This window comes from Flavivirga algicola (genome assembly GCF_012910715.1).
Taxonomy (GTDB): Bacteria; Bacteroidota; Bacteroidia; order Flavobacteriales; family Flavobacteriaceae; genus Flavivirga; species Flavivirga algicola.
Genome location: NZ_JABBHF010000015.1, coordinates 40,039 through 63,185 on the forward strand (window position 1 = coordinate 40,039; position 23,147 = coordinate 63,185).

Here is a 23,147-nt window from a genome sequence, read left to right on the forward strand (position 1 = left end):
ACCTTCATGCAGCTTATGCTTTACATTCGTTAATAACAAGAGATAATTAATAATTAATCAATCAATTAACAATCAGTATGAAAAAACACTCTTTCATCTATTTATTATTAATGCTTATATGCACTAACGTATTCGCACAAAAAATTATTGAAAACCCCGATTACGGCAACAGTACTGTTTCGGGGGATGTAACTAAAATAGAAATATTAGAAGATGCTACTGTACTGCATTTTCACATTAAATACAGGCCAGGATATTGGATTTCTATTCCTAAAAAGACATTCATAAAAAGTGTTGACTCTGAAGAAAAGCTCTTTGTTACAAAAGCCGAGGGAATTCCTTTGAACAAGCGCTATTTTATGCCAGAGTCAGGTGAAGTAGATTATAAATTATACTTTCCTAAATTAAATAAATCCATTAACGAAATTGATTTTGGAGAAGCTAACGATGGTGGTACTTGGTATATCTATAATATCATTATTAATGAAGAGGAAGGAGGTATCCCTAAAGTGCTTAGAGGCAATTGGATGTTGACAGATGGAAGCAATCAATGGCACTATGGGTTTCATTCGAAAAAAGCCATTATAAATAAGAAGATCTGGAATTATAAGTCAGTAGAAAAGAAAGGAAAAAAAATCACTGTTGTTTTAGAAAATGGGAGTAATGTTAAAACAGTATACGCAAAACTTCTTAAAAACGGAAGAGTCGCGTTGGGTGAAGATTCAAAAAACTTACAAAATTATAGTTTAGAGAAAACAGATAACCCCAATTATGAGCTAGCTAATAATATTGAATATAAAGAACCTATATTTAGTTTAGGTGAGACAACATATTCTGGTGCTATTAAAGGTTTCACAAGTCGTGCCGAACAGAAAACGGGAACCCTACATATTAATAATGCCTTTTTAGGGAACCAAGAATCGCATTTAATTAAAATAGCTGACGACGGCAGTTTTTCCATAAAGATTCCAATTACCCACCCACAGTCTGCTTTTGTAAGAATGTCTAATGGCGCCTATACGGTTTTTCTAGAGCCAGGAAGGGAAACCTTTCACTATATCCATGGCAACAAATCATTTTTTATGGGCGAATGCGCACAATTGAATACAGATTTGCAAGCTTTAGAATTTATAAGATATTTTAATCATCAAAAAACAAGAAAAAACATAGGGGTTACCTCACCAGAGGATTATAAAAAAATATGCCTGGATGTAAGGGATAAGGAATTAAAAGCACTGGAAGAGTATGCTAAAGAACATTTTGTAAGCAAGAAGGCGTTGCAGATTAAAAAGTTACAAATAGAACTCTCTGCTTATCAAAATGTATTGGGATATGATATGTTTAGAGGAAGTTTAAAGCGGCAAAATGAAAAGGCAAAATCAGAAAAAAAGAAGAAGCCTTTTGAAAATTTTGAAGTTAATGAAGATTATTATGATTTCCTTCCAAAGGATATTATAAACAATAAATTGGCTTTATTATCTAATGATTACTACTTTTTTGTAAACCGATTGATATATGCAGATATTTTTAAAGTAGATCAATCTTCGAGACTAATTTTGGCAGACATTACAGATTGGTTACAAAAAAATAATAAAGAGCTTAGTGTTGAAGAGTTGGAGATGGTTGAAATGAGTAAACAAATAGAGACACCAGAAATCATAAAGAAAGAACAGCTTTTTAGAAAAGCTCATGGCAAAGTTATGCAGGCTTTTTATAAAAAGTATCAAGAGGACATAAAAAATTATAGTCACTCTTTAAAAGAAAATACTCTTAAACCTAAACATAGGCATTTTCTTGTAAATATGGCTGAGTACTTAAAAGATAAAGGGAAAATATTGTCTGATGAAGAGAAGAAGATGGTAGAAGCTGCTAAAATAATGAAAACCAAAGAAGAACTTGAAAAAGAGCGTGTTTTTAATGAAATATATTGGGAAGTACGAAATCAATTTTATAAGAAACATCAAACTGATATTTCAACGATGAGTAGAGAAAAGCATTATGCCAAAAGAGATAAAAAAATAAAGGCATTTTTCGGTAAATCGGATGCATTTTTATATGATCTAATTCGCCTACAAAGGGCTGGTAAAAAACTGGAAGATTATCAAGTGTATTCAGATGATGAGTTGACACGTGTGCAGGGTGAATTAAAAGACCCATTTTTAGCAAACTATCTGGCTAAAGCTAACGAGCGAACAAAAGCAAGTATAGAAGAAAATAAAACGAAAGGTGGTTATACGGTAAATGAAGTCAACAAAACAGAAGGCGATGAGTTGTTTGACTCTATGGTGAAAAAGTTTAAGGGTAAAGTCGTTTATGTCGATTTTTGGGCAACCTGGTGTGGTCCATGCAAATCAGGCATTAGAAAAATTATACCGTTAAAAGAAGAAATGAAAAATGAAGATGTCGTGTTTTTGTATATAACCAATCAAACCTCTCCTGAAGGCACATGGAAAAATGCTATTGCAAATATAAAAGGGGAACATTATAGGGTATCTGCCGATGAATGGAATTACTTGTCCGATAAATTTAAAATATCAGGGATACCGCATTATACTTTGGTAAATAAAAAAGGAGAAATAGTAAAACCTAAAATGGGGCATAACTCAAATGCAAGGTTAAAAACAATTTTAAAAGCTGAAATGGAGAAATAGTTTGTAATTAATAAGAGTTGTCCTAAAACTGACAGGTTTTAATAAAATTAAATCAAGTCAAAGGTTTTTTTATTGAGAATTTACCAGCCACCAGAAGCTCCGCCACCACCGCCAGAACCTCCACCGAAGCCGCCTCCAAAACCACCTCCAGAAGACCAACCACCTCCAGAACTGCCGCCCCAACCGCTACTTGATCCACCTCCATAGTCCCCACGACCCATATTACTGAGTATGATGGCTTCTAAAATATCACTGCCTCTAGATCTGTTTCCTCTATTTCCTCCACCACCGCGTCTGTTTTTAGAAATAGAAATAAGAATGATGATAAAAATAAAAATGAAAACAAAAACAAGTCCAACCGGGAAGCCATTATCTGATGATTTTCGAGTTCCTTTATATTCATCTTTTAAAACTTGAAAAATAGCATCCACACCACTATTTAACCCTCCATAGTAGTTGTTCTGTTTAAAAAAAGGTATAATGTCCCTTTCTATAATACGTTTTGATAATGCATCTGTTAAAAGGTGTTCAATACCATAACCAGTATTTATTCCAATTTTTCGATCATTTTTGGCCAACAAGATCAAAATTCCATTGTCTTCTTTTTCTTGTCCAATCCCCCATTTTTTCAACCATTGTGCCCCTAAGAAATTAATATATTCTCCTTCAGTAGAATTTATTATAGCTACTACGATTTGTGTTGAAGTAGTATCCGCATATTTTTTTAGTTTAATCGCAAGATTTGTGCTATCAGTTTTTGAAAGTAACTTAGGGTTTGTATAATCGTACACAAAAGTTTGCTTCTTGTCAGAGGGCCTTTTAGGTATTTTATATTGCGCGGAAGATATTCCAAATGCAAAAAGAGAAAGGAACGAAAAAAGGATAATATTTTTTTGTTTTAAAAAAGTTGGTATCATAAGTTGAATTCTATCCTTTTGAAATTTCATTCGATAGCTCATTTGTGTCTAAATCTGAATAAGGAAAATGTTGTTTAAGTTGTTCACCAGATTTTAGTATGCCCTCAACTAATCCTTGTTTAAAGTTTCCTAATTTAAAATGATCTTGTATGATATCTTTTGTACTATTCCAAAAATCGACACTTACAATATCATTAATACCTTTATCTCCATAAATAACGAAGGATTTGTCTTCAACAGCGACGTATATAAGGACGCCATTTTGAAGCTTTGTGTTATCCATTTTTAACATATGGAATACTTCTAAAGCCCGATTGGATGGAGCGTTATTTGAGGTTTTCTCTATATGGACCCTTATTTCACCAGAAGTATTTAGTTCGGCTAATCTTATAGCCTCAACTATTTCTTGTTCTTCTTCGGGAGAAAGGAAGTCTTCAATTTTTGACATTAAAACTCTACTTTAGGGGCATTCTCACTGCCATCGTCAGATTTAAATAAAGGCATACCTTTAAACCCTCCTATACTCGCAATAAAGTTTGTAGGTATTTTTTGTATAATGATATTGTATTCTCCTGCTATTTCATTAAACCTATTCCGTTCAACATTAATTCTGTTTTCCGTACCTTCTAATTGTGATTGTAGTTCTGAAAAACTTTTATCAGCTTTCAAATCAGGATAACGTTCAACTGTCACTAATAATTTAGATAAAGCACTGCTTAAACCTTGTTGCGCTTGTTGAAATTGTGCTATTTTCTCGGGAGTCAAATTATCAACATTAATAGTGGTTTTGGTTGCTTCAGAACGTGCTTTAATAACTCCTTCCAAGGTTTCTTTTTCATGGGCTGCATAACCTTTTACGGTAGCCACTAAATTCGGGATTAAATCTGCTCTTCGCTGATATGAACTTTCAACATTAGCCCATTGAACTTTAGCTAAGCCTTCTTTTTCAATAAGCATATTGTTAACTCCTATTCCCCATTTAACTAACAGTAGAATAAAAGCAATTATAATTATTAATGGTAGCCATTTCTTCATAATAGTATTATTTTAAAGATATTATTTCAATTGTTAATAGTAAGATACATAATTTTTAGAAACGTTACATTAGTAAGTGCGCTTTTATGTCCTAGTGTTTATGGTTAAAGATATTGCTTTATTTTAATAAGTTGATTTTTTACATTTTCTAATTTACTAATAATCTCAAAATTAGAAAGCGTGTCCTTTTTGCCTTCTTTTAAATGAATTTTAGCACCTTCAAGGGTAAATCCACGTTCCTTAACAAGATGGTAAATTAATTTAAGGTTTTTTATGTCTTCAGGGGTAAACTTGCGATTGCCTTTAGCATTCTTTTTAGGCTTTAGTATGTCAAATTCTTTTTCCCAAAAACGAATTAAAGAGGTGTTAACATCAAATGCTTTGGCAACCTCGCCAATACCGTAATATCGTTTTTCGGGCAGATCTATATGCATTAATCCAGAGATTGATTTTCTAAAGAAGCATGCTCCAATAGTTTGTTGAATTCTTCGGCTGTTAAACTTCCATAGTAGAAGTTTATAGGGTTGATACGTTCCCCGTCTTTAAAAATCTCATAGTGCAGATGAGGCGCTTCAGAACGTCCTGTGCTACCAACAAACCCTATAATATCACCACGTTTAACCTTTTGGTTTTTTCTCACGTTATATTTGTACAAATGCGCATACAAACTAGTATATCCAAAACCGTGATCAATTCTTATGTGTTTACCGTAACCACTAGACCCAGAATCTGCTCGAACAACTTTGCCATCGCCACTAGCATAAACAGGCGTGCCTCTAGGCGCAGTAAAATCCATGCCCCAGTGCATTTTTCGGGCTTTGGTAAAAGGATCGGATCGCATACCATATCCAGAGGCCATTCTGGTTAAGTCTTCATTGCTTACGGGTTGAATTGCAGGGATGGCAGCTAATATCTTTTCCTTTTTTTCTGCTAAAACGGCAATTTCATCAAGTGATTTAGATTGTACGACAATTTGTTTTTGTAATATATCGATGCGTTTATTGCTTTCTATGATTAATTTGGAGTTATCGAACCCTTCTAAATCCTTATATCTGTTTATGCCTCCAAACCCAGCTCTACGTTGGGCTTCTGGGATAGGGTTGGCCTCAAAATAAACACGATAAATATTATTGTCTCTGTCTTCAATATTGGCTAGTACCGTTTCAGCCTCTGCCATTTTTTTATTAAGCAATTCAAATTGGAGCTGCATATTATGTAACTCTCTTTTTATAGCTTTCTCTTTTGGAGACTCAACGTATTGACTTGCAATAAAAACAAAGATAAAAGCAAAAAAAGCACAGCCCAAAATAAAAAAGGAAGCATACTTAAAAGTGGTCCTCTTTTTTCGCTCTATTTTTCGGTAGGAAAGCGATTCGGAATCGTAATAATATTTTACCTTACTCATTTCTTAAATTATACTATTTTTGCATCTAAATTGGGTCATACAATGACTGCATTTAATATGCAAACGGACAAACCTACAAAAAAATTATTATAATCTATATTACGATTATTGCTCATAGTAGGTTTAAGGCATCCTAAATTTAAAATAAATTAGAAAGTAAATATAAAAATTGTTTCTTATAAATAGTAATTAAAATAGAAACAAAGGTTTTAATAAGAACACATGAAGTCACAAGATATACGATCAAAGTTTTTAAGTTTTTTTGAAGAAAAGAAACATAGTATAGTTGCATCTGCCCCAATGGTTTTAAAAGATGATCCTACCCTAATGTTTGTGAATTCAGGAATGGCGCCCTTTAAGGAGTTTTTTTTAGGAAATGCACAACCAAAAAATAACCGTATTGCCGATTCCCAAAAATGTTTACGTGTTTCGGGGAAGCATAATGATTTAGAGGAAGTGGGATATGATACATATCACCATACACTTTTTGAAATGCTTGGTAATTGGAGTTTTGGGGATTACTTTAAAAAAGAAGCCATTGCTTGGGCCTGGGAACTATTAACAGAAGTTTACGGTATTGATAAAGATATATTGTATGTGACTGTTTTTGAGGGAAGTGATGATGCAGATAACCTTTCAATGGATACAGAAGCGTATGATTTTTGGAAGCAGTACATCGCTGAAGACCGTATCTTAAAAGGCAATAAAAAGGATAATTTCTGGGAGATGGGAGAGCAGGGGCCCTGTGGTCCTTGTAGTGAAATACATGTAGATATTCGTTCTGAAGAAGAAAAAGCAAAAGTATCAGGGAAAGATTTAGTAAATCAAGACCATCCGCAAGTTGTAGAAATTTGGAATTTGGTTTTTATGCAATACAATCGGAAAGCGAATGGTAGCTTAGAAAACCTTCCCGATAAGCATATTGATACAGGTATGGGCTTTGAACGTTTATGTATGGTGTTACAAGGTGTTCAATCTAATTACGATACCGATGTTTTCACGCCTTTAATTAGGGAGATAGAAACGATTACCAAAAAGAAATATGGTAAACTTGAAGATGTAGATATAGCCATTCGTGTTATAGCCGATCATGTTAGAGCTGTAGCATTTTCTATAGCAGATGGTCAACTACCTAGTAATACAGGTGCTGGCTATGTGATTCGTAGAATTTTAAGACGAGCTGTGCGTTACGGTTTTACTTTTTTGGATAAAAAAGAAGCATTCATTTACAGGTTGGTTGATATTATGAGTAAGAAAATGGGAGCAGCCTTTCCTGAATTGAAAGCTCAAAAACAACTTATCGAAAATGTTATAAAAGAAGAAGAACAGTCTTTTTTAAGAACCTTGGACCAAGGTTTGGTATTGTTAAACAGAATTGTTGAGGAAACGAAAGACGATACGGTATCTGGAGAAAAAGCTTTCGAACTATATGATACCTATGGTTTTCCAATAGATTTAACAGCACTTATTTTAAGTGAAAAAGGATTAAAACTTGATGAAAAAGGTTTTAACATAGAACTGCAAAAGCAAAAAAGCCGATCTCGTGCAGCTAGCGAAATGTCAACTGACGATTGGACCATTTTATTTGATGATACCGAAGAAGAGTTTATAGGCTACGATACCCTTGAAGCTCAAGTTAAATTAACCCGATATAGAAAAGTGGTTTCTAAAAAGGATGGTGAAATGTACCAGTTGGTATTTAATATCACACCGTTCTATCCAGAAGGAGGAGGGCAGGTAGGTGATAAAGGGTATTTAGAAGATGCACATGGTGATGTTATTTATATTTTGGATACGAAGAAAGAAAATAATGTGATTATTCACTTTGCTAAAAACCTACCAAAACATATTGAAGAAACATTTAAGGCGGTTGTAGATGCAAAACAACGCTATAGAACGGAATGTAACCATACCGCTACACATTTATTACATCAGGCTTTAAGAGAGGTTCTGGGTACGCATGTGGAGCAAAAGGGAAGTGCCGTGCACTCAAAATATTTACGTTTCGATTTTTCACATTTTTCTAAACTAACGCTTGAAGAATTACGAGATGTTGAAAATTTTGTAAATGCTAGGATAGAAGGAAAGTTGCCATTAGTGGAGAAACGAGACATTCCTAAAGAAGAAGCCATTGCAGATGGTGCCATGAGTTTGTTTGGAGAGAAGTATGGAGACACGGTTCGTGCAATTCGTTTTGGTCAGTCTATAGAACTTTGTGGAGGGACTCATGTGAAAAACACTGCCGATATTTGGCATTTTAAAATTGTATCTGAAAGTGCAGTTGCTGCTGGAATTCGTCGTATTGAAGCTATTACCAATGATGCTGTTAAGGATTTTTATTTTGAAAATAATCGCGCTTATTTTGAAATGAAAGATTTGCTTAACAATGCCAAGGAGCCCGTAAAAGCATTACAGAATTTGCAGGAAGAAAATACGAGTCTTAAAAAGCAAATAGAATCACTTTTAAAAGATAAAGCTAAAAATATAAAAGGAGCCCTTAAAAATGAATTGAAAGATGTTAATGGCATTCAGTTTTTAGCCAAGAAATTAGATTTAGATGCAGGAGGAATAAAAGATGTTGCTTTTGAGCTAGGAAGTCAATTTGATAATTTATTTCTATTATTTGGAGCAGAGCAAAAAGGGAAAGCCCTATTATCTTGTTACATTTCAAAAGAATTGGTAGCAAGTAAAGCATTAAATGCAGGGCAAGTTGTTAGAGAGCTTGGGAAATATATTCAAGGCGGTGGTGGCGGACAACCATTTTTTGCAACGGCTGGAGGTAAGAATCCAGCTGGGATTGAAGAGGCTTTAGAAAAGGTCAGGGATTATCTGAACTAATCTCGCAAAGACGCGGAGTCACAAAGTTATATAAAGAAGAGGTTTGTTGGAGCCTGTTTATGAAGAAATTTTATATTCGGAAATAAGCGACATGGGATTTGAAGTAAAAAGACAAAAGCAATTACCAGTGGTTTGGAAAGGAAAAACATTAGATTTAGAGTTTCGAACCGATTTAATTGTTGAAAATAAAGTGATTATTGAGATAAAATCAGTACAAGAAATTCACCCTGTCTATCCTAAACAATTTAAAACTATCAGGATTAAAACTTGGGCTTTTAATTAATTTTAACAGCCCTTTAATAAAAACAGGAATCACCAGAATAGTTAGTGGATTGTAATAAAGAGGTTCTTTGCGTCTTAGAGCCTTAGAGCCTTGGCGAGAAAAAGCATAGTTCTTTAATAAGAAAAAAATGAAGCTACAAACAAAAATACCATTAGAAAAACAGTCTGAAAACCTCATAGACTACCGTTCAAATATCTTGCTAATTGGTTCTTGTTTTGTAGAAAACATGGGTAAGAAGCTAGACTATTTTAAGTTTCAAAATACTCAAAACCCATGGGGTGTTTTATTTCATCCTAAGGCTATTGAAAATTTAGTTTCTCACGCAATAAATAAAAAGGGATACTCTGAAGATGATATCTTTTTTCACAATGAGCAATGGCATTGTTTTGATGTACATTCAAAGTTGAGCAATGTCTCTAAACAGGATTTGTTGAATGATTTAAATGAAGGTATTCAATTAACAAATCAACAAATTAAAAAAGCCACTCATATTGTTATTACTTTGGGAACAGCCTGGGTCTATCGCTCTATAAACACAAAAGAGATTGTAGCAAACTGCCATAAGGTGCCTCAAAAACAATTTACAAAAGAATTACTTTCGGTTGATGAAATTTCCAAATCAATAGAAACAATAGTTCGTTTAATTGGAAGTGTAAACACTAAGGCATCAATTATCTTTACTGTATCTCCTGTGCGACATATAAAAGATGGTTTTATTGAAAACACACAAAGTAAAGCACATTTAATTTCGGCTATTCATCAGTTTATTAATCAAAAATCGTCAATCGTCAATCGTCAACCATTCTACTTCCCCGCCTATGAAATTATGATGGACGAACTTCGTGATTATCGTTTTTATAAAGAAGATATGATTCACCCAAATGGGGTTGCTGTTAGTTATATTTGGAATCGTTTCTACGAGGTTTGGATCTCCTCAAAGGCAGAAAAAACAATGAAAGAAGTTGATGCCGTTCAAAAAGGGTTGCAGCATAAGCCATTTAATCCAAATTCTGAAACCCATCAAAAATTTCTTCAAAACATAGAAGCAAAAAAAAATCGAATTAAGGCTCAATTTTCACACATCGTATTTTAAGATGTATCTAATTAAAAACAGGTTTTGAATAAAAAATAACACCTAATTTATAATTTTGAAAGGCAAAACATATAGTTGGGATTCGTTGCTCGTGAGTCTCAAAAATATTATTACGGTTAATCTTTTTTAATAACGTTTTATCGAAAAATTACGAATTCTAAAACTAATAATTGTAGATTTAAAACGCTATTAATCAGTTCATATCAAAAACATCAATTGTACGATCAGTAAAATGATTAGCGATTGGTGTTTTTTTTATGCGACTTTTGATTTTGAATATAAAGTTTTAAAATTCTATCACATTGAAGTTATCAATTCAAGAGTTTTATTGTTGTTTAAAATAACTTTTGTTTAACGTTCAGTTAATACCTTCTGAAGAGAAGTTGATTAGTTTTGTCTCGTTAATTTATATTTCAAAACTACATTGGTTAGACTTCTTATGTCGAAGGAAACTAATGTTTTTTTGTTTTATATATAAAGATCAAGAATACTATAGAATTATTTTTAAATTAGTGCATGCGAAAAATTCTATTTGGGGTCATCATTACCTTGGTTATTCTGTTTTCCTTTAAATATTGTGGGGATAAGCATGAAGATAAAATAGTACTTCAGGAAAGTTCTGCGCTCATTCAGGAACAAATAAAAAATGTTGGAAAGTTGGTGGTTACCGAAGGACATTTTAGTGAGGTTTTTAACTATAAGAATTCTAAAGACATTTTTGGAGATTATTTTACTTCAGAAAAAAAAGCGCTTGTGGTTGTTAATGCAGAAGTTTCTATAGCTTATGACTTAAGTAAAATTGAATTTGAAGTAGATGAGGTTGGTAAGACACTCACTATTTTAAGCATTCCCAAAGAAGAAATCAAAATCAATCCAGATTTGGAGTATTACGATATTCAATCAGATTTTTTTAATCCCTTCGAGGCCAAAGATTATAATGATATAAAAAAAATAGTAAAAGCATCATTGAATCAAAAATTAGAAGCCTCCGATTTAAAAACAAACGCTAAAAATAGATTAATAAGCGAGCTCTCAAAATTCTATATTCTAACAAATTCTTTAGGATGGACTTTGAAATATAATGAAAACCCAGTATCGACAATTGATGCTTTAGGGAAAATAAAATTATAGTAGTAAATATGGATAAACCTACATTACAAAAGGTACATAATCTTATAAAGCCCTACATTCATAGAACGCCAGTTTTAACATCAGAGTTGTTAAATGAATTATGTGAAGCCGAGGTTTTTTTTAAATGTGAGAACTTTCAAAAGACAGGAGCATTTAAAATGAGAGGCGCAACACATGCTATTTTAAATTTAACCAAAGAACAAAAAAGTAAAGGCGTTGTTACACATTCTTCTGGTAATTTTGCCCAGGCACTGTCATTAGCCGCCAAAAACCTTAATGTAAAAGCTTATATAGTGATGCCCGAGAATGCCCCTGAAGTCAAAAAGAGTGCGGTTAGAGGATATGGAGGTGTTATTATTGAATGTGGTTCTGGTGTGAATGCTAGGGAACATGAAGCAGTACGTATCCAAAAAGAAAAGGGAGCAACCTTTATCCATCCTTCAAATGATGACGATGTTATTTATGGGCAAGCAACGGCAGCTATAGAGTTGTTGGAAGATTATAACGATTTAAATTATATATTCGCACCAGTTGGTGGTGGAGGGTTGTTAGCAGGTACTATTTTGGCAGCGAATCATTTTTCGGATACTTGTAAGGTTATTGCAGGAGAACCTTTTGAGGTTGATGATGCTTATCGATCATTAATTTCTGGAAGGATTGAAAAAAACAAGACTTCTAATACTATAGCAGATGGGTTACGGACTTATTTAGGGGATCGGAATTTCCCAATTATAAAGGAGCACGTTGAAGATATAACACGTGTTGAGGAAGATGAGATTATTAAATCTCTGAGGCTCATTTGGGAGCGCATGAAAATAGTAGTAGAACCATCTAGTGCCGTTGCCTTTGCTGCGGTTTTAAAAGATAAAAAAAGAATAAGAAATAAAAGAATAGGTGTTATAATATCAGGAGGAAATGTAGATGTATCTAATCTTCCTTTTTAAATAAATACCGTAATTTGTAGTTATGTTAGAGTCTTACGTTAAGTTAACCGTTAGTAGCAATATAGGGTATATTGAATTCTTTCACCCGAATCGAAATTCTATGCCAAGTGATGTTTTGTCTAAATTATCAAAAACCATACAGGAAGCAGGAAATAATGATGCTGTTAAGGTTATTGTTTTAAAAAGTGGTGGAGATAGAACTTTTTGTGCTGGTGCCAGCTTCAATGAATTAATAGATGTCGAAGATGCTGAAGCTGGAAAGGTTTTTTTCTCTGGATTTGCTCATGTTATTAATGCCATGCGTAAATGTCCAAAGCTCATCATTGGTCGCATTCAAGGAAAAACCGTTGGAGGAGGTGTAGGTTTGGCTGCTGCAACCGATTATTGTATGACAACTAAATATGCCTCTATAAGATTAAGTGAGCTAAGTATTGGTATTGGGCCTTTTGTAATAGAACCAGTAGTTACAAGGAAAATAGGGCTGTCGGCTATGTCGCAAATGACTATAGATGCCGAAACTTTCTTTTCTGCAGAATTTGCTAAAGAAAAAGGGCTATATGCTGATGTTTTTGAAACTGCAGAAGAGCTTGATGAAGCAGTTGAAAGTTTGGCTACTAAACTAGCATCCTACAATCCTGAAGCTTTAGCAGATATGAAAACTGTTTTTTGGAAAGGCACAGATGATTGGGATACACTATTAATAGAGCGTGCAGCGATAAGTGGTAAACTCGTGCTGAGTAAGTTTACCAAAAAGACTTTAAAACGTTTTCGGTGATTTGTATTAAGCATTAACCGCCTGTCTAATAATTTCTAACCCATCATCAATTAAATGACCAACATTAGGTCTGTTTTGTTTTACAGTTTCTAAATGATTCAAAATACTCTTACAGAGGTTAGATTCGTTAGCTATAGCTGCCAATTCATAGAGCTCTACGGATAATAACCAATCGTCAGGGTGTCTCTCAATCAATTGCTCTAATACTTTTGTTCTGGAAATCGTTTTGTTTTTATGGTCTCTATAATCTCTTATTTGTTGGTAAAGTGTATCTAACTCTACACGTTCTTCCGATTTTTTTGCCTGAATGGTTTTAGTTGATGGTATATGTGTTATTAAATTAAAGCTATTTAAATCTGCAATTCCAGAGAAAGCTGAAACGATCTCCTTGCCTATAGCCATATCATAAATACCCCATTCTGGTCGAAAGAGTACATTATCATTGTGTGTAACGGTACAGTTTTTAAAGCTAATTAATATTATTTTTCCTTGAAGGTTGCGTTTGCCAGTAATAATTTCACCAGAAACTTTCACCCCGCCTTCAAACTCTAAAGTAATGCTTTGCTCTTCATAAATAGCATAAGCACTTAAGTCGCGAGGGCTCATGTCTTCAATAGCTAAGTTGATGCCTTTAAGTTTTCCAATAGGAGACCCAAACCCTTTATGGTGGGTATTTGTGCCATGTCCAACCAATTCCTTTTCTCTATAAGCCAAAGCGGTCTCTCCTGTCGTTTGAATATAAATTGGGTTGCCATTATTTTCAATAACACTGGTGAATATGCCAGAAATTTGTAACCCTGTACTTAACTCTACGGTACCTAAAGCCTTTGAGTCTATGAGCTTGTTGACTCCTTGAAGGCCTCCTTTTCGTAAAGCCATGGTATTTGCAAATTCTTCTAAAATAAGGCTTAAATGCGCAAAATCTGGCGTGACAAATAGTTGAGGTTGTGGTTTGGTAATATCGAAATCTTTATATGTGGCACTAATATCGTAAGGAAGCTTTTTGACGTCATTGGTCATACACCAGGCACTTTCGCCAATAGAAGATAAAAGCCCTGCTCCATATATGTTAGGGTTTTCTAGAGTACCAATTAGACCGTATTCAACCGTCCACCAATGTAAATTCCTTATCAGAGCCATTTCACTTGGTTCTCCCATGTTTTGTTGTAAGTCCTCCACTTTTTTTTCAGCAGCAGTAATATCGCTTTCGTTTGAATTTGGCGCTTCTTTTATGATAGATAAATGCCGTACGGCTTCATATAATTCATAGTCTTTAGCAGATGAAATAGCTTTACATCCAATCTCTCCAAAACGTCTTAAATACTCTGCGTATTCTGGATTTGCGATAATAGGAGCATGTCCGGCACCTTCATGAATAATATCTGGGGCAGGCGTATATTCTATATGTTCCAACTGCCTAATGTCACTGGCAATGACTAATACATTGTATGCCTGGAATTCCATAAATGCATTTGGTGGGATAAAACCATCAACAGCTACAGCCGCCCAACCTATATCCTTTAAAATCCTATTCATGCCATACATGTTAGGAATACTATCAATAGAAATCCCCGTTTGTTTTAAGCCTTCTAGGTAAGATTTGTGAGCTACTGTACTTAAAAAGTCCACATTTTTACGCATGACATAGCGCCAAACAGCCTGGTCTATGGCAGAGTAGTCCTCGTAGTTTTGAGGTTTTATAAACTGCATTAAATGCTTAGGTAAGCGATTTAATATGTCGTTAGATTCAATTGAATTAGACATAATTGATTTAAAATAGGGTTTTGTTAAGTAAAAATACGAAATATTCAAACAATTGTTTGTTTTTTTGTGTTTTTAACAATGTTGATGGCGCGGCATATTTTAGTATTTTTATATTTTTTAAACTTTAAAATATTATGTATACAAGACGTATATTTCCAGTGGCTGGAGTTTTAAGATGGACTCGCAGGCACATTTTTTTATTTATATTTCTAGCTTTAATCCCTGTTTTTTTATTTGATGTGCTAGGTTTAAAATGGTTGCACGTGCCTTGGTTGCCGCTAGGTGTTTTGGGTACTGCTGTGGCATTTGTTATTAGTTTTAAAAATAATGCTTCTTACGATAGGCTTTGGGAAGCTCGAAAAATATGGGGAGGTATAGTCAACGCCTCACGTTCCTGGACGATCATGGTGAAGGATTTTATTAACAATGATCATACTACCGAAAACAGAACAGAAGAAGAAATGCAGCGCATTAAACGAGAGTTGGTGCATAGACATGTGGCGTGGCTTACAGCTTTGCGCTATCAGTTAAGGCAAGATAAGCCATGGGAAATGCATCTTAAAGCAGGTAAATCCAATAAAGAGTTTAGAGCTAGAAACTATAGGGTTTGTGAAGATGTTGAAGGTTTAGATGGAGCTATAAAACCGTATCTTTCGGAGGCAGATTACAAAGAAGTGTTTGCCAAAGGAAATCAAGCCTCTCAATTATTAGGAATTCAATCCAGACGTTTAAAAGAGTTGATGAGCCAAGGTTTGATAGAAGACTTTAGGCACATGGAAATGATGAATATGCTGGTGGAGTTTTATACCCTCCAAGGTAAGAGTGAACGTATTAAGAATTTTCCATACCCCAGACAATTTGCAACACTTAATTATTTGTTTGTTTGGATTTTTATTTTGTTAATTCCTTATGGCATTATGGAAGGGTTTGAAAGTTTTGGAGAGAAAATCTTAGCAATGCTAAGCAAGCACAAGGAGCAGGAATCTTTAATGCATATAGCACAACAAACCATTGCGAAGCATTTTGTATGGTTTTCTGTACCTTTTAGTGCTTTGATATCTTGGGTGTTTCATACCATGGAAGCTATTGGAGAAAATACCGAAAATCCATTTGAAGGAGGTCCTAATGATGTGCCTATTACTGATTTAAGTCGAGGTATCGAGATAGATATCAGGCAGCTTATTGATGATACCGATATTCCTGAGCCTTACGTTTGGGAAAATGATATTGTTATGTAGCAAAAAAGCGACTTTTGGTCACTGAGCGTAGCCGAAGTAAGTCGCTTTTTTTATTTTTTTTTATCGTTGAGCGATTGGAGGGTACTTAGTCATAATTTCTGTGACAAACTCTTTAATGCGTGCTTCTTTTTTCTCCATATTTCTACTCAGGTAACCAGTTCCCATACCTTGCCATACAAGCTCTTTTTTATTGGCATCAATAAGATCAATATATAAGGTGCCTTGTGTACTGGTACTAACACTGGGTTGATTCCAACCCCAGCCCCAGCCAGGTCCGAAGCCTCCCCAGCCCCAACCAGGTCCAAAACCTCCCCAGCCCCAACCGCCATAACCCCAAGAGTTATTGTAAACATCAACGCGTTGCTGAGATTTTGTAAAAAGACTTATTAATAGATCAGGCTTTTCAGATTTTGTAAAACCTTTAGCTAACAATTCAGCTTCAATGGCACGAAGAATTCTTCGTTTATCTAAATCACTAATTTCTGCTTTGTCAATACCGGTTTTAAAAAATGCAAAGGTTTTGTATTCTTCAAAACGGGCATTCTTATCATAATCTGCTGCAACACGCACAGAACTGCATGAGGTAACCACAATGAGCAATGCTAAAAGTGGTAGAGTGTTTAATAGTTTTTTCATAGCCTTTTATTTTAGTTCTACATTACTTAAATAACCTTTAAAACAATGATTTTAAGTGCTTTTTAGTTTAATAATAGCATCAATAATCGTACCAAGCCACTATTAACGAATTTGTTACAGGGTTCGTTAAACCACTTTAATGCTATTTATTTCGATCGTATCCGTACGGACAATGTCTGCATCCGCTTTCACAGCAATACCCTCTTCTTAAGTGGTACTGTTCGGTGAAACAGCGATAACCTTCTGGTGTTAAGTAGTAATCACCTTCCTCTATGGGGATTATTTTTTTCATTTGATTGTATTATAACAAAGATAATGTAATTTGGATTGATTTTTGATTGTTGTATAATATGATTTTAATTTCGAAATATTTAGTCCCGAAAGGTTATACAGGCTTAACTATTTTTCCTTTTGTGTTTTTGAGATCAAGACAATTAATAAAACATGCTGTTTTAATAAATCATGAAAAAATACATTTAAAGCAGCAATTAGAAATGCTTATAATCCCTTTTTATTTAATCTATGGCATCGAATTTTTAGTGCGGTTGTGCCAATATAAAGAATGGGATTTGGCGTATAGAAATATTTCTTTTGAACGGGAAGCTTATGCTAATGAACTAAACTTGGTTTATTTAAAACATCGTCCATTTTGGGCATTTTTAAAGTATTTTTTCATTAAGCATATAGAATAAAAAAGACCGCCAAATATTTTAAGGCAGTCTCTTTCATTTTTATAGAAGATCAGAATTATTTTAATGTTCTGAGAAATTCCGCTGTTTTTTTATGTTGTTCGTCTTTCATTAAATCAATCTCTTCTTTGCTTTTTCCTTCACTTGATTTAATGTAAGCATCAAATATATGGCTTAAGTATATAGGGGACGTATTGCCAGCAAAACTTATTGGGTTATGGCAAGTAAAGCAATTTTGGAGATTTGTTACATTGATATCCGAAATGTTTTTTTGAGAGGTTTGTGTGAACGTTTCCATGGTGACATTTGCACAATTTAAAGATCCACGAGCACTAGACCCTGGCGTTGCTGCACCTATTTTTCCTCCTAAACTCACAATTTTTTGAGCTTGTTGCTCTTGCGTTAAGCCGTCGGTATCAATCCATATAGAACCGTTATAAAAATAGTTCTTCCAAACATCTTTGAGGTTTTTTGCTACACTGGCATTTATTTCTTCTATATTATTAAAATTTTCGGGTTCTTTTTGGCTTGTTTGCATGTAGCCTGATGTGGTAACTGGAACACCGTATTGAAATAAGTCAAAAGCCTTACTTGCCAACACGGGCTTGTCGTCTTTAATAAATGTAATGCCATCTAAACCTGTTGTACTGCCTTCTGCAAATAATAATTTTTCGCTAGTTGAACTTGCTGAGTTTACTTTCCAATCGTAGTTTGGAGCCATATCGTTATGTTCAAAAGTAGCCCAGATAAATTCGGGGTGGTTTTCCACGACGCCCACTACATGCATGCCTAACAAGGCAACCTCGGTATTTGTATATGTTTTGCCATCTTTATTAATGATAGCAGCAGTGGTTGTGTAGTAATTTTCTGTCTTGTCACTTGGTGTCGCTTTAGCATCTACCCAAGCCACTTTTAATTCTAAAGACCCTACTGGGAAAGCTTGTAAATTGTCTGCGGGTAATTCCCCTGATGCTAAAGCGGCTTTAAACGCTTCGGCCGATTTCTGCATAATCAAACTTGTGTGTATCGAATAGTGAACCGTAAAAGCTTTGTTTACAGTGCTATTATAGGTTGGATTTACTTTTAGTACGCCGTGTTCAAAGCCTGCCTGTATTGTGTCTGTTAATACGACACTGGTACCTTGTTGCTGTGTAACAGGTTGCATGGCATCGGTAACCTGAATGATTTCTTTTTGGTTAAGAAATAATGGTAAGCTTCCTTCAGGTTTTGTTACCCATAAAAACTTTTGCCATGACCACTGATGAAAAATACAGTTCGTTGTTGAACTTACATCAAACGGACTGCCTTTTCCTTCTGCAGGAGGTGGTGTTTGGCTGTGGGGAAACCAACTTGCTTCCGATAAACATAGGGAGTCATCATTTTTTTCGGTGTATGTTGCTCGAACTTCTGTTTTAACTTCTTCTTTCTTTTCTTTTTTACAAGACAAAAAGCATAAGGCTAAGATAGTAGCCAGTACTGTAGTGTTTAGTGCGGTAATTGGTTTTTTCATTTTGAAAGTAGTTTATAGTTTGGTTAATGTAAGTAAGTATGATTTTCTCTATTTATTTAGACACTAATTTAAACAAATATCTTAAATGTAGGTTATTTTTTACTTTAATATTGTTTTTTCTTTCATTTAATTAATAATAGTTTAGATGTAAAGGCAATTTTTTTTGCTCAATAAGGAGCTGTGATAATATTCATTTTAGGAATTTTTTAAAGTATCTTCGTGCTAATGGATTTTAAATTAAAACACAGTATTAATCAGCAGGTTTCTTTGGTAAAAGAAATGGATGTAGAATTGTTTATAAAACGCGAAGATAAAATCCACCCATTTGTTTCTGGGAATAAATATAGAAAGCTCAAATATAACTTGATTGAAGCTAGAGAAAAAGGTTTTGAAACCTTGCTTACTTTTGGAGGTGCATTTTCTAACCATATAGCAGCTGTAGCTTCAGCAGGAAACCTATTAGGCTTTAAAACAATTGGTGTTATTAGGGGGGAGGAACTGGAAGATAAGATTTTAGAGAACGAAACCTTAAATTTTGCAAAACAGAATGGCATGCAATTTAAATTTGTTTCTAGAGAAGATTATAGAAATAAAACGTCGGAGGCTTTTTTTAGTGCATTAAAAAAAGAATTTGGTGGTTTTTACCTAATTCCTGAAGGAGGCACCAATGCCCTAGCAATTAAAGGTTGTGAAGAAATATTAACAGTAACAGATAGAGCATTCGATTACATATGTTGTGCTGTTGGAACGGGTGGCACAATTTCTGGATTGATAAATTGTTCAAAACTTAGTCAACAAGTTTTAGGTTTTCCTGCTTTAAAAGGTGATTTTTTACAACAAGATATTAGTAAATTTGTAACCAGTGCTAATTGGGATTTAATAAACAATTATCATTTTGGCGGGTATGCAAAAATAAATGAAGAGCTGGTGACGTTTATCAATCAGTTTAAAAAATCGAATAATATTCCTTTGGATCCTGTATACACAGGTAAAATGATGTTTGGCATTTTTGATTTGATTCATAAGGGTTATTTTAAAAAAGGCTCAAGAATTTTAGCAATTCATACGGGAGGTTTGCAGGGTATTAAAGGGATGAATTCAGTGTTAAAAAATAAAAATTTATCAATAATTGAATAGAATAATAGGAAAAATAACGTTAGTATTATGTTTAGGGTGTTTTCTTTTTAGTTGCCGTTCTAAAAAAGGAATCGTTACAAAAAGACCTAATAATACGCCCACAGTAGTTATAGGTGGGGAAAGCAAAGAAGAAACAAAGCATGCACCTAAGACTTCATCTAAAGTCTATGCGAATGCCACAGAGAAATATATTGATGTTTACAAAGAAATTGCTCAGCAGGAAATGGACTTGTATGGCATCCCTGCTAGTATCACCTTGGCTCAAGGGATTCTTGAGTCGGGGTCTGGCAAAGGACGTCTTTCTGTAAAGGCTAATAATCATTTTGGTATTAAATGCCATGGTTGGAAAGGAGGAAAGATTTATCATGATGATGACAAGGCGCAAGAATGTTTTAGAAAATATAAAGATGCCAAATATTCATTTAGAGATCATTCACTTTTCTTAAAAGATAGAAAGCGTTATGCGAAACTTTTCAAACTAAAAAAGAGTGATTATAAAGGCTGGGCCAGAGAATTAAGGTTAGCAGGATATGCTACCGATAAAAAATATCCTCAAAAATTAATTAGTATCATTGAACGTTACGAATTGTATAAGCTGGATAAAGGGGATGTAGGCAATTCAAGTGCAGAATTTAAGATGCCCGTAGTAGAGGAACAAATTACCTATACAGTCGCAAAAGGGGATACGTTATATTCTATTTCAAGAAAACATGGTATCACAGTTGAAGAACTTCAAAAATTAAATGGATTGAACAGCACAGCCCTAAATATAGGGCAAGTATTAGTTGTAAAACCGTAAGTAACCAATTATAAGTTTATGAATTATAAAAGAAGCAGCGCACTATTTGTAGAAGCAGAAAAGGTTATTCCTGGAGGTGTGAATTCGCCAGTAAGAGCGTTTAAAGGAGTAGGGGGGACGCCTATTTTTGTTAAAGAAGCAAAAGGAGCTTATTTATATGATGAAGATGATAATCGATTAATAGATTATATCAATTCTTGGGGTCCCATGATCTTAGGGCATGCCTATAAACCTGTTGTTGATGCTGTAGTAGAAAAAGCAAAAAAAGGAACTTCGTTTGGAATGCCAACCGAGATTGAAACTAAAATTGCCGAGTTGGCAGTCTCTATGGTGCCAAATATTGATAAAATACGATTTGTAAACTCAGGAACCGAAGCATGTATGAGTGCAGTGCGTCTGGCGCGTGGTTTTTCTGGAAAAGATAAAATTATAAAATTTGCTGGCTGCTATCATGGGCACAGTGATTCGTTTTTAATCCAAGCAGGTAGTGGGGCTAGTACTTTTGGAACACCTAATAGTCCAGGGGTTACAAAAGGAACAGCTAAAGATACTTTATTGGCTCGCTATAATGATATTGAAAATGTAACACAATTAATTGAGGCAAATAAGGGTGAAGTGGCCTGTATTATAATAGAGCCTGTTGCTGGAAATATGGGCTGTATTCCTCCTAAAGAAGGTTTTTTGGAAGCCTTAAGGGCTTTGTGCGATACTCATAACATCTTATTGATTTTTGATGAGGTTATGACAGGGTTTCGTTTGGCTAAAGGCGGGGCTCAAGAGCTATTGGGTATTGACGCAGATATAGTTTGCTTCGGAAAAGTTATAGGTGGTGGTTTACCTGTTGGGGCATTTGCTGCTAGGGATGAAATTATGAATCATTTGGCGCCTTTAGGACCTGTGTATCAAGCAGGAACTTTAAGCGGAAACCCATTAGCTATGGCAGCTGGCTTGGCGATGTTAAATGAGCTGAATAAAGACACTGAGGTTTTTAGTCGTTTGGCTCAAAAAACCGAGTACTTGCACAAGGGTATTGCTAAAGTTTTAAATGATAATAATATTGTTCATACTATCAATCGAGTTGGTTCTATGATTTCGGTTCATTTTGATAGCTCTGAAGTCGTAGATTTTGAAACCTCTGCGAAAGGAAATAACGATACGTTTAAAAAGTTCTTCCATGGGATGTTGGATGAAGGTGTTTATATAGCGCCAAGTGCTTTTGAAACCTGGTTTATTACTGATGCTTTGACGTATGAAGATTTAGATTTTACTATTACTGCTGTTGATAAGGTTACTAACAAAGAAACCTTTTGAAAAATCAAAAGGTTTCTTTGTTAGTATATATAAGGATTTGATGGGGTAGTAAGTCCTAAGGATATCTTTCCATATTTGGAGAATCATCACATAAAAGATCTCCAGTAATATACTGCATGCCATCCAGAAGATATTGTAATAGCTTAGGGTTTTCATAACTCTGGGCATTATGTGAAGGCGAGCAATAGAAAACGTTTCCTTTACCGTGTTTTTTTATCCAAGAAATGTATTTGATATGATCTTTGGGCTTGCTCCTAAGACCATCCAGCTTTTCCGTATTCATGTAAAGTAATGGGTGAAAATTATAATTAAAATAGGCATTTTTAAAGAAATAAGGCTCGTCTATATGTGTAAATCCTTGGCCATTAAAAGCTTGAACCAAAGGATGTTTAGGATCAACCAGATTAACTTCTATTTCCTGTTGTTTTGGATGGTAATCAAAACTGCCACCTACCATGTTTCCAAAACTTTCCGATTTATTTTGCATGACAATGGCGCCATGCAAAACCATTAAACCGTGGCCTTTTTTTACATATTGCAAGAGGTTATTTTCTAATTCTTCTGCTTTTTTTAGCCTTTTTTTGTCAGATAAAGAAGCATTAGCAAGTGCATCCCAAAATAGATTGCGCTTAGCTCTGTCAGAACAGTTATTATTTAATACAATAGCGTCATATTTTTTTAGATTTTTTTTCTCGAAAGATGAAATAGAATACGATATGGTAACCTCAAAGGCGTTCGATTTGTCTCCTAAAAGTTTAATGATGGCTTCCGTATGTGGTATGGTCCAGTGCTCGAAACCAGTATGCAATGAAAATACTAAAATCTGTTTTTTGAAGTTCGTTTGGATCCTAGGTTTAGAAGGAGCTAGCTTTTCTATTTTAGCTAGCCAATCTTCTGTGAGATCTAATTCACTAAGATTTTGTGCTTTAATAAAGTTATTGCTTAGAGTAAATATTGCTAAGCATACAAGTACGATGTTTTTTTTCATAAT

At 34.4% G+C, this 23,147-nt stretch carries 21 protein-coding genes and 1 pseudogene; 12 read left to right on the plus strand and 10 right to left on the minus strand.

Annotation, left to right across the window (positions count from 1 at the left end):
* Positions 1 to 77: 77 nt before the first annotated feature.
* Complete coding sequence (locus tag HHX25_RS19615; RefSeq protein WP_169676963.1) at positions 78 to 2,651, plus strand: TlpA family protein disulfide reductase; 2,574 nt, start codon at positions 78 to 80, stop codon at positions 2,649 to 2,651.
* A gap of 80 nt (positions 2,652 to 2,731) precedes the next feature.
* On the opposite strand, the gene HHX25_RS19620 is transcribed toward HHX25_RS19615, so the two are convergent.
* From HHX25_RS19620 to HHX25_RS19640, 5 genes are all read right to left on the minus strand, one after another.
* The gene (locus tag HHX25_RS19620) at positions 2,732 to 3,598 is read right to left on the minus strand and encodes a TPM domain-containing protein (protein WP_240964585.1); all 867 of its coding nucleotides are present in this window, start codon (positions 3,596 to 3,598) and stop codon (positions 2,732 to 2,734) included.
* A complete protein-coding gene (locus HHX25_RS19625; protein WP_169676967.1) occupies positions 3,579 to 4,016 on the minus strand; it encodes a TPM domain-containing protein in 438 nt (145 codons plus the stop codon). Before HHX25_RS19625 ends, HHX25_RS19620 begins: the two co-directional genes overlap by 20 nt.
* On the minus strand, positions 4,016 to 4,603 hold the full coding sequence (locus tag HHX25_RS19630) for a LemA family protein (protein ID WP_169676969.1): 588 nt from the start codon (positions 4,601 to 4,603) through the stop codon (positions 4,016 to 4,018). Before HHX25_RS19630 ends, HHX25_RS19625 begins: the two co-directional genes overlap by 1 nt.
* Positions 4,604 to 4,707: 104 nt before the next feature.
* Positions 4,708 to 5,037, minus strand: a complete 330-nt coding sequence (locus HHX25_RS19635; protein WP_169676971.1) for a MerR family transcriptional regulator — start codon at positions 5,035 to 5,037, stop codon at positions 4,708 to 4,710.
* Positions 5,037 to 6,008, minus strand: a complete 972-nt coding sequence (locus HHX25_RS19640; protein ID WP_169676973.1) for a M23 family metallopeptidase — start codon at positions 6,006 to 6,008, stop codon at positions 5,037 to 5,039. The genes HHX25_RS19635 and HHX25_RS19640 overlap by 1 nt, the downstream gene beginning before the upstream one ends.
* 222 nt (positions 6,009 to 6,230) lie before the next feature.
* Between HHX25_RS19640 and alaS the strand changes: the two genes are divergently transcribed.
* From alaS to HHX25_RS19670, 6 genes and pseudogenes are all read left to right on the plus strand, one after another.
* On the plus strand, positions 6,231 to 8,846 hold the full coding sequence (alaS, locus tag HHX25_RS19645) for an alanine--tRNA ligase (RefSeq protein WP_169676975.1): 2,616 nt from the start codon (positions 6,231 to 6,233) through the stop codon (positions 8,844 to 8,846).
* A 91-nt stretch (positions 8,847 to 8,937) separates the two neighbouring features.
* Positions 8,938 to 9,184, plus strand: a pseudogene (locus HHX25_RS19650) (GxxExxY protein).
* A 72-nt stretch (positions 9,185 to 9,256) separates the two neighbouring features.
* Positions 9,257 to 10,222 carry a GSCFA domain-containing protein gene (locus HHX25_RS19655; protein ID WP_169676977.1) on the plus strand — a complete coding sequence of 322 codons (966 nt, stop codon included), beginning with the start codon at positions 9,257 to 9,259 and terminating at the stop codon, positions 10,220 to 10,222.
* Positions 10,223 to 10,738: 516 nt separating this feature from the next.
* The gene (locus tag HHX25_RS19660; RefSeq protein WP_169676979.1) at positions 10,739 to 11,353 is read left to right on the plus strand and encodes a DUF4230 domain-containing protein; all 615 of its coding nucleotides are present in this window, start codon (positions 10,739 to 10,741) and stop codon (positions 11,351 to 11,353) included.
* Between the two features lie 8 nt (positions 11,354 to 11,361).
* The gene (locus HHX25_RS19665) at positions 11,362 to 12,297 is read left to right on the plus strand and encodes a threonine/serine dehydratase (protein WP_169676981.1); all 936 of its coding nucleotides are present in this window, start codon (positions 11,362 to 11,364) and stop codon (positions 12,295 to 12,297) included.
* 22 nt (positions 12,298 to 12,319) lie between these two features.
* Positions 12,320 to 13,072: an enoyl-CoA hydratase/isomerase family protein gene (locus tag HHX25_RS19670; RefSeq protein WP_169676983.1), complete on the plus strand. Its 753-nt coding sequence runs from the start codon at positions 12,320 to 12,322 to the stop codon at positions 13,070 to 13,072.
* Between the two features lie 6 nt (positions 13,073 to 13,078).
* Here the strand turns inward: HHX25_RS19670 and HHX25_RS19675 are convergent, their stop codons facing one another.
* Positions 13,079 to 14,836, minus strand: coding sequence for an aromatic amino acid hydroxylase (locus HHX25_RS19675; protein WP_169676986.1), 1,758 nt, complete (start codon positions 14,834 to 14,836; stop codon positions 13,079 to 13,081).
* Between the two features lie 134 nt (positions 14,837 to 14,970).
* Here HHX25_RS19675 and HHX25_RS19680 point away from each other — a divergent pair, with 134 nt between their 5' ends.
* Positions 14,971 to 16,074 carry a bestrophin family protein gene (locus HHX25_RS19680; protein ID WP_169676989.1) on the plus strand — a complete coding sequence of 368 codons (1,104 nt, stop codon included), beginning with the start codon at positions 14,971 to 14,973 and terminating at the stop codon, positions 16,072 to 16,074.
* 60 nt (positions 16,075 to 16,134) lie between these two features.
* On the opposite strand, the gene HHX25_RS19685 is transcribed toward HHX25_RS19680, so the two are convergent.
* Positions 16,135 to 16,710: a DUF4136 domain-containing protein gene (locus HHX25_RS19685; RefSeq protein WP_169676992.1), complete on the minus strand. Its 576-nt coding sequence runs from the start codon at positions 16,708 to 16,710 to the stop codon at positions 16,135 to 16,137.
* Between the two features lie 142 nt (positions 16,711 to 16,852).
* On the minus strand, positions 16,853 to 17,002 hold the full coding sequence (locus HHX25_RS19690; RefSeq protein ID WP_169676994.1) for a DUF5522 domain-containing protein: 150 nt from the start codon (positions 17,000 to 17,002) through the stop codon (positions 16,853 to 16,855).
* A 58-nt stretch (positions 17,003 to 17,060) separates the two neighbouring features.
* Between HHX25_RS19690 and HHX25_RS19695 the strand changes: the two genes are divergently transcribed.
* Positions 17,061 to 17,402, plus strand: a complete 342-nt coding sequence (locus tag HHX25_RS19695) for a hypothetical protein (RefSeq protein ID WP_169676996.1) — start codon at positions 17,061 to 17,063, stop codon at positions 17,400 to 17,402.
* 55 nt (positions 17,403 to 17,457) lie between these two features.
* Here HHX25_RS19695 and HHX25_RS19700 read toward each other — a convergent pair whose 3' ends face one another.
* A complete protein-coding gene (locus HHX25_RS19700; RefSeq protein WP_169676998.1) occupies positions 17,458 to 18,909 on the minus strand; it encodes a hypothetical protein in 1,452 nt (483 codons plus the stop codon).
* Between the two features lie 225 nt (positions 18,910 to 19,134).
* Between HHX25_RS19700 and HHX25_RS19705 the strand changes: the two genes are divergently transcribed.
* Genes HHX25_RS19705 through hemL form a run of 3 tightly spaced genes read left to right on the plus strand, consistent with a single transcriptional unit; the run spans position 19,135 to position 22,156 of the window.
* Entirely contained in the window at positions 19,135 to 20,046 is a 912-nt protein-coding gene (locus HHX25_RS19705; protein WP_169677000.1) for a 1-aminocyclopropane-1-carboxylate deaminase/D-cysteine desulfhydrase, read from the plus strand.
* Positions 20,039 to 20,845, plus strand: coding sequence for a glucosaminidase domain-containing protein (locus tag HHX25_RS19710; protein ID WP_205958076.1), 807 nt, complete (start codon positions 20,039 to 20,041; stop codon positions 20,843 to 20,845). Before HHX25_RS19705 ends, HHX25_RS19710 begins: the two co-directional genes overlap by 8 nt.
* 18 nt (positions 20,846 to 20,863) lie before the next feature.
* The gene (gene hemL / locus HHX25_RS19715) at positions 20,864 to 22,156 is read left to right on the plus strand and encodes a glutamate-1-semialdehyde 2,1-aminomutase (RefSeq protein WP_169677002.1); all 1,293 of its coding nucleotides are present in this window, start codon (positions 20,864 to 20,866) and stop codon (positions 22,154 to 22,156) included.
* A gap of 55 nt (positions 22,157 to 22,211) precedes the next feature.
* On the opposite strand, the gene HHX25_RS19720 is transcribed toward hemL, so the two are convergent.
* A complete protein-coding gene (locus HHX25_RS19720) occupies positions 22,212 to 23,144 on the minus strand; it encodes a ThuA domain-containing protein (protein WP_169677004.1) in 933 nt (310 codons plus the stop codon).
* Positions 23,145 to 23,147 lie beyond the last annotated feature (3 nt).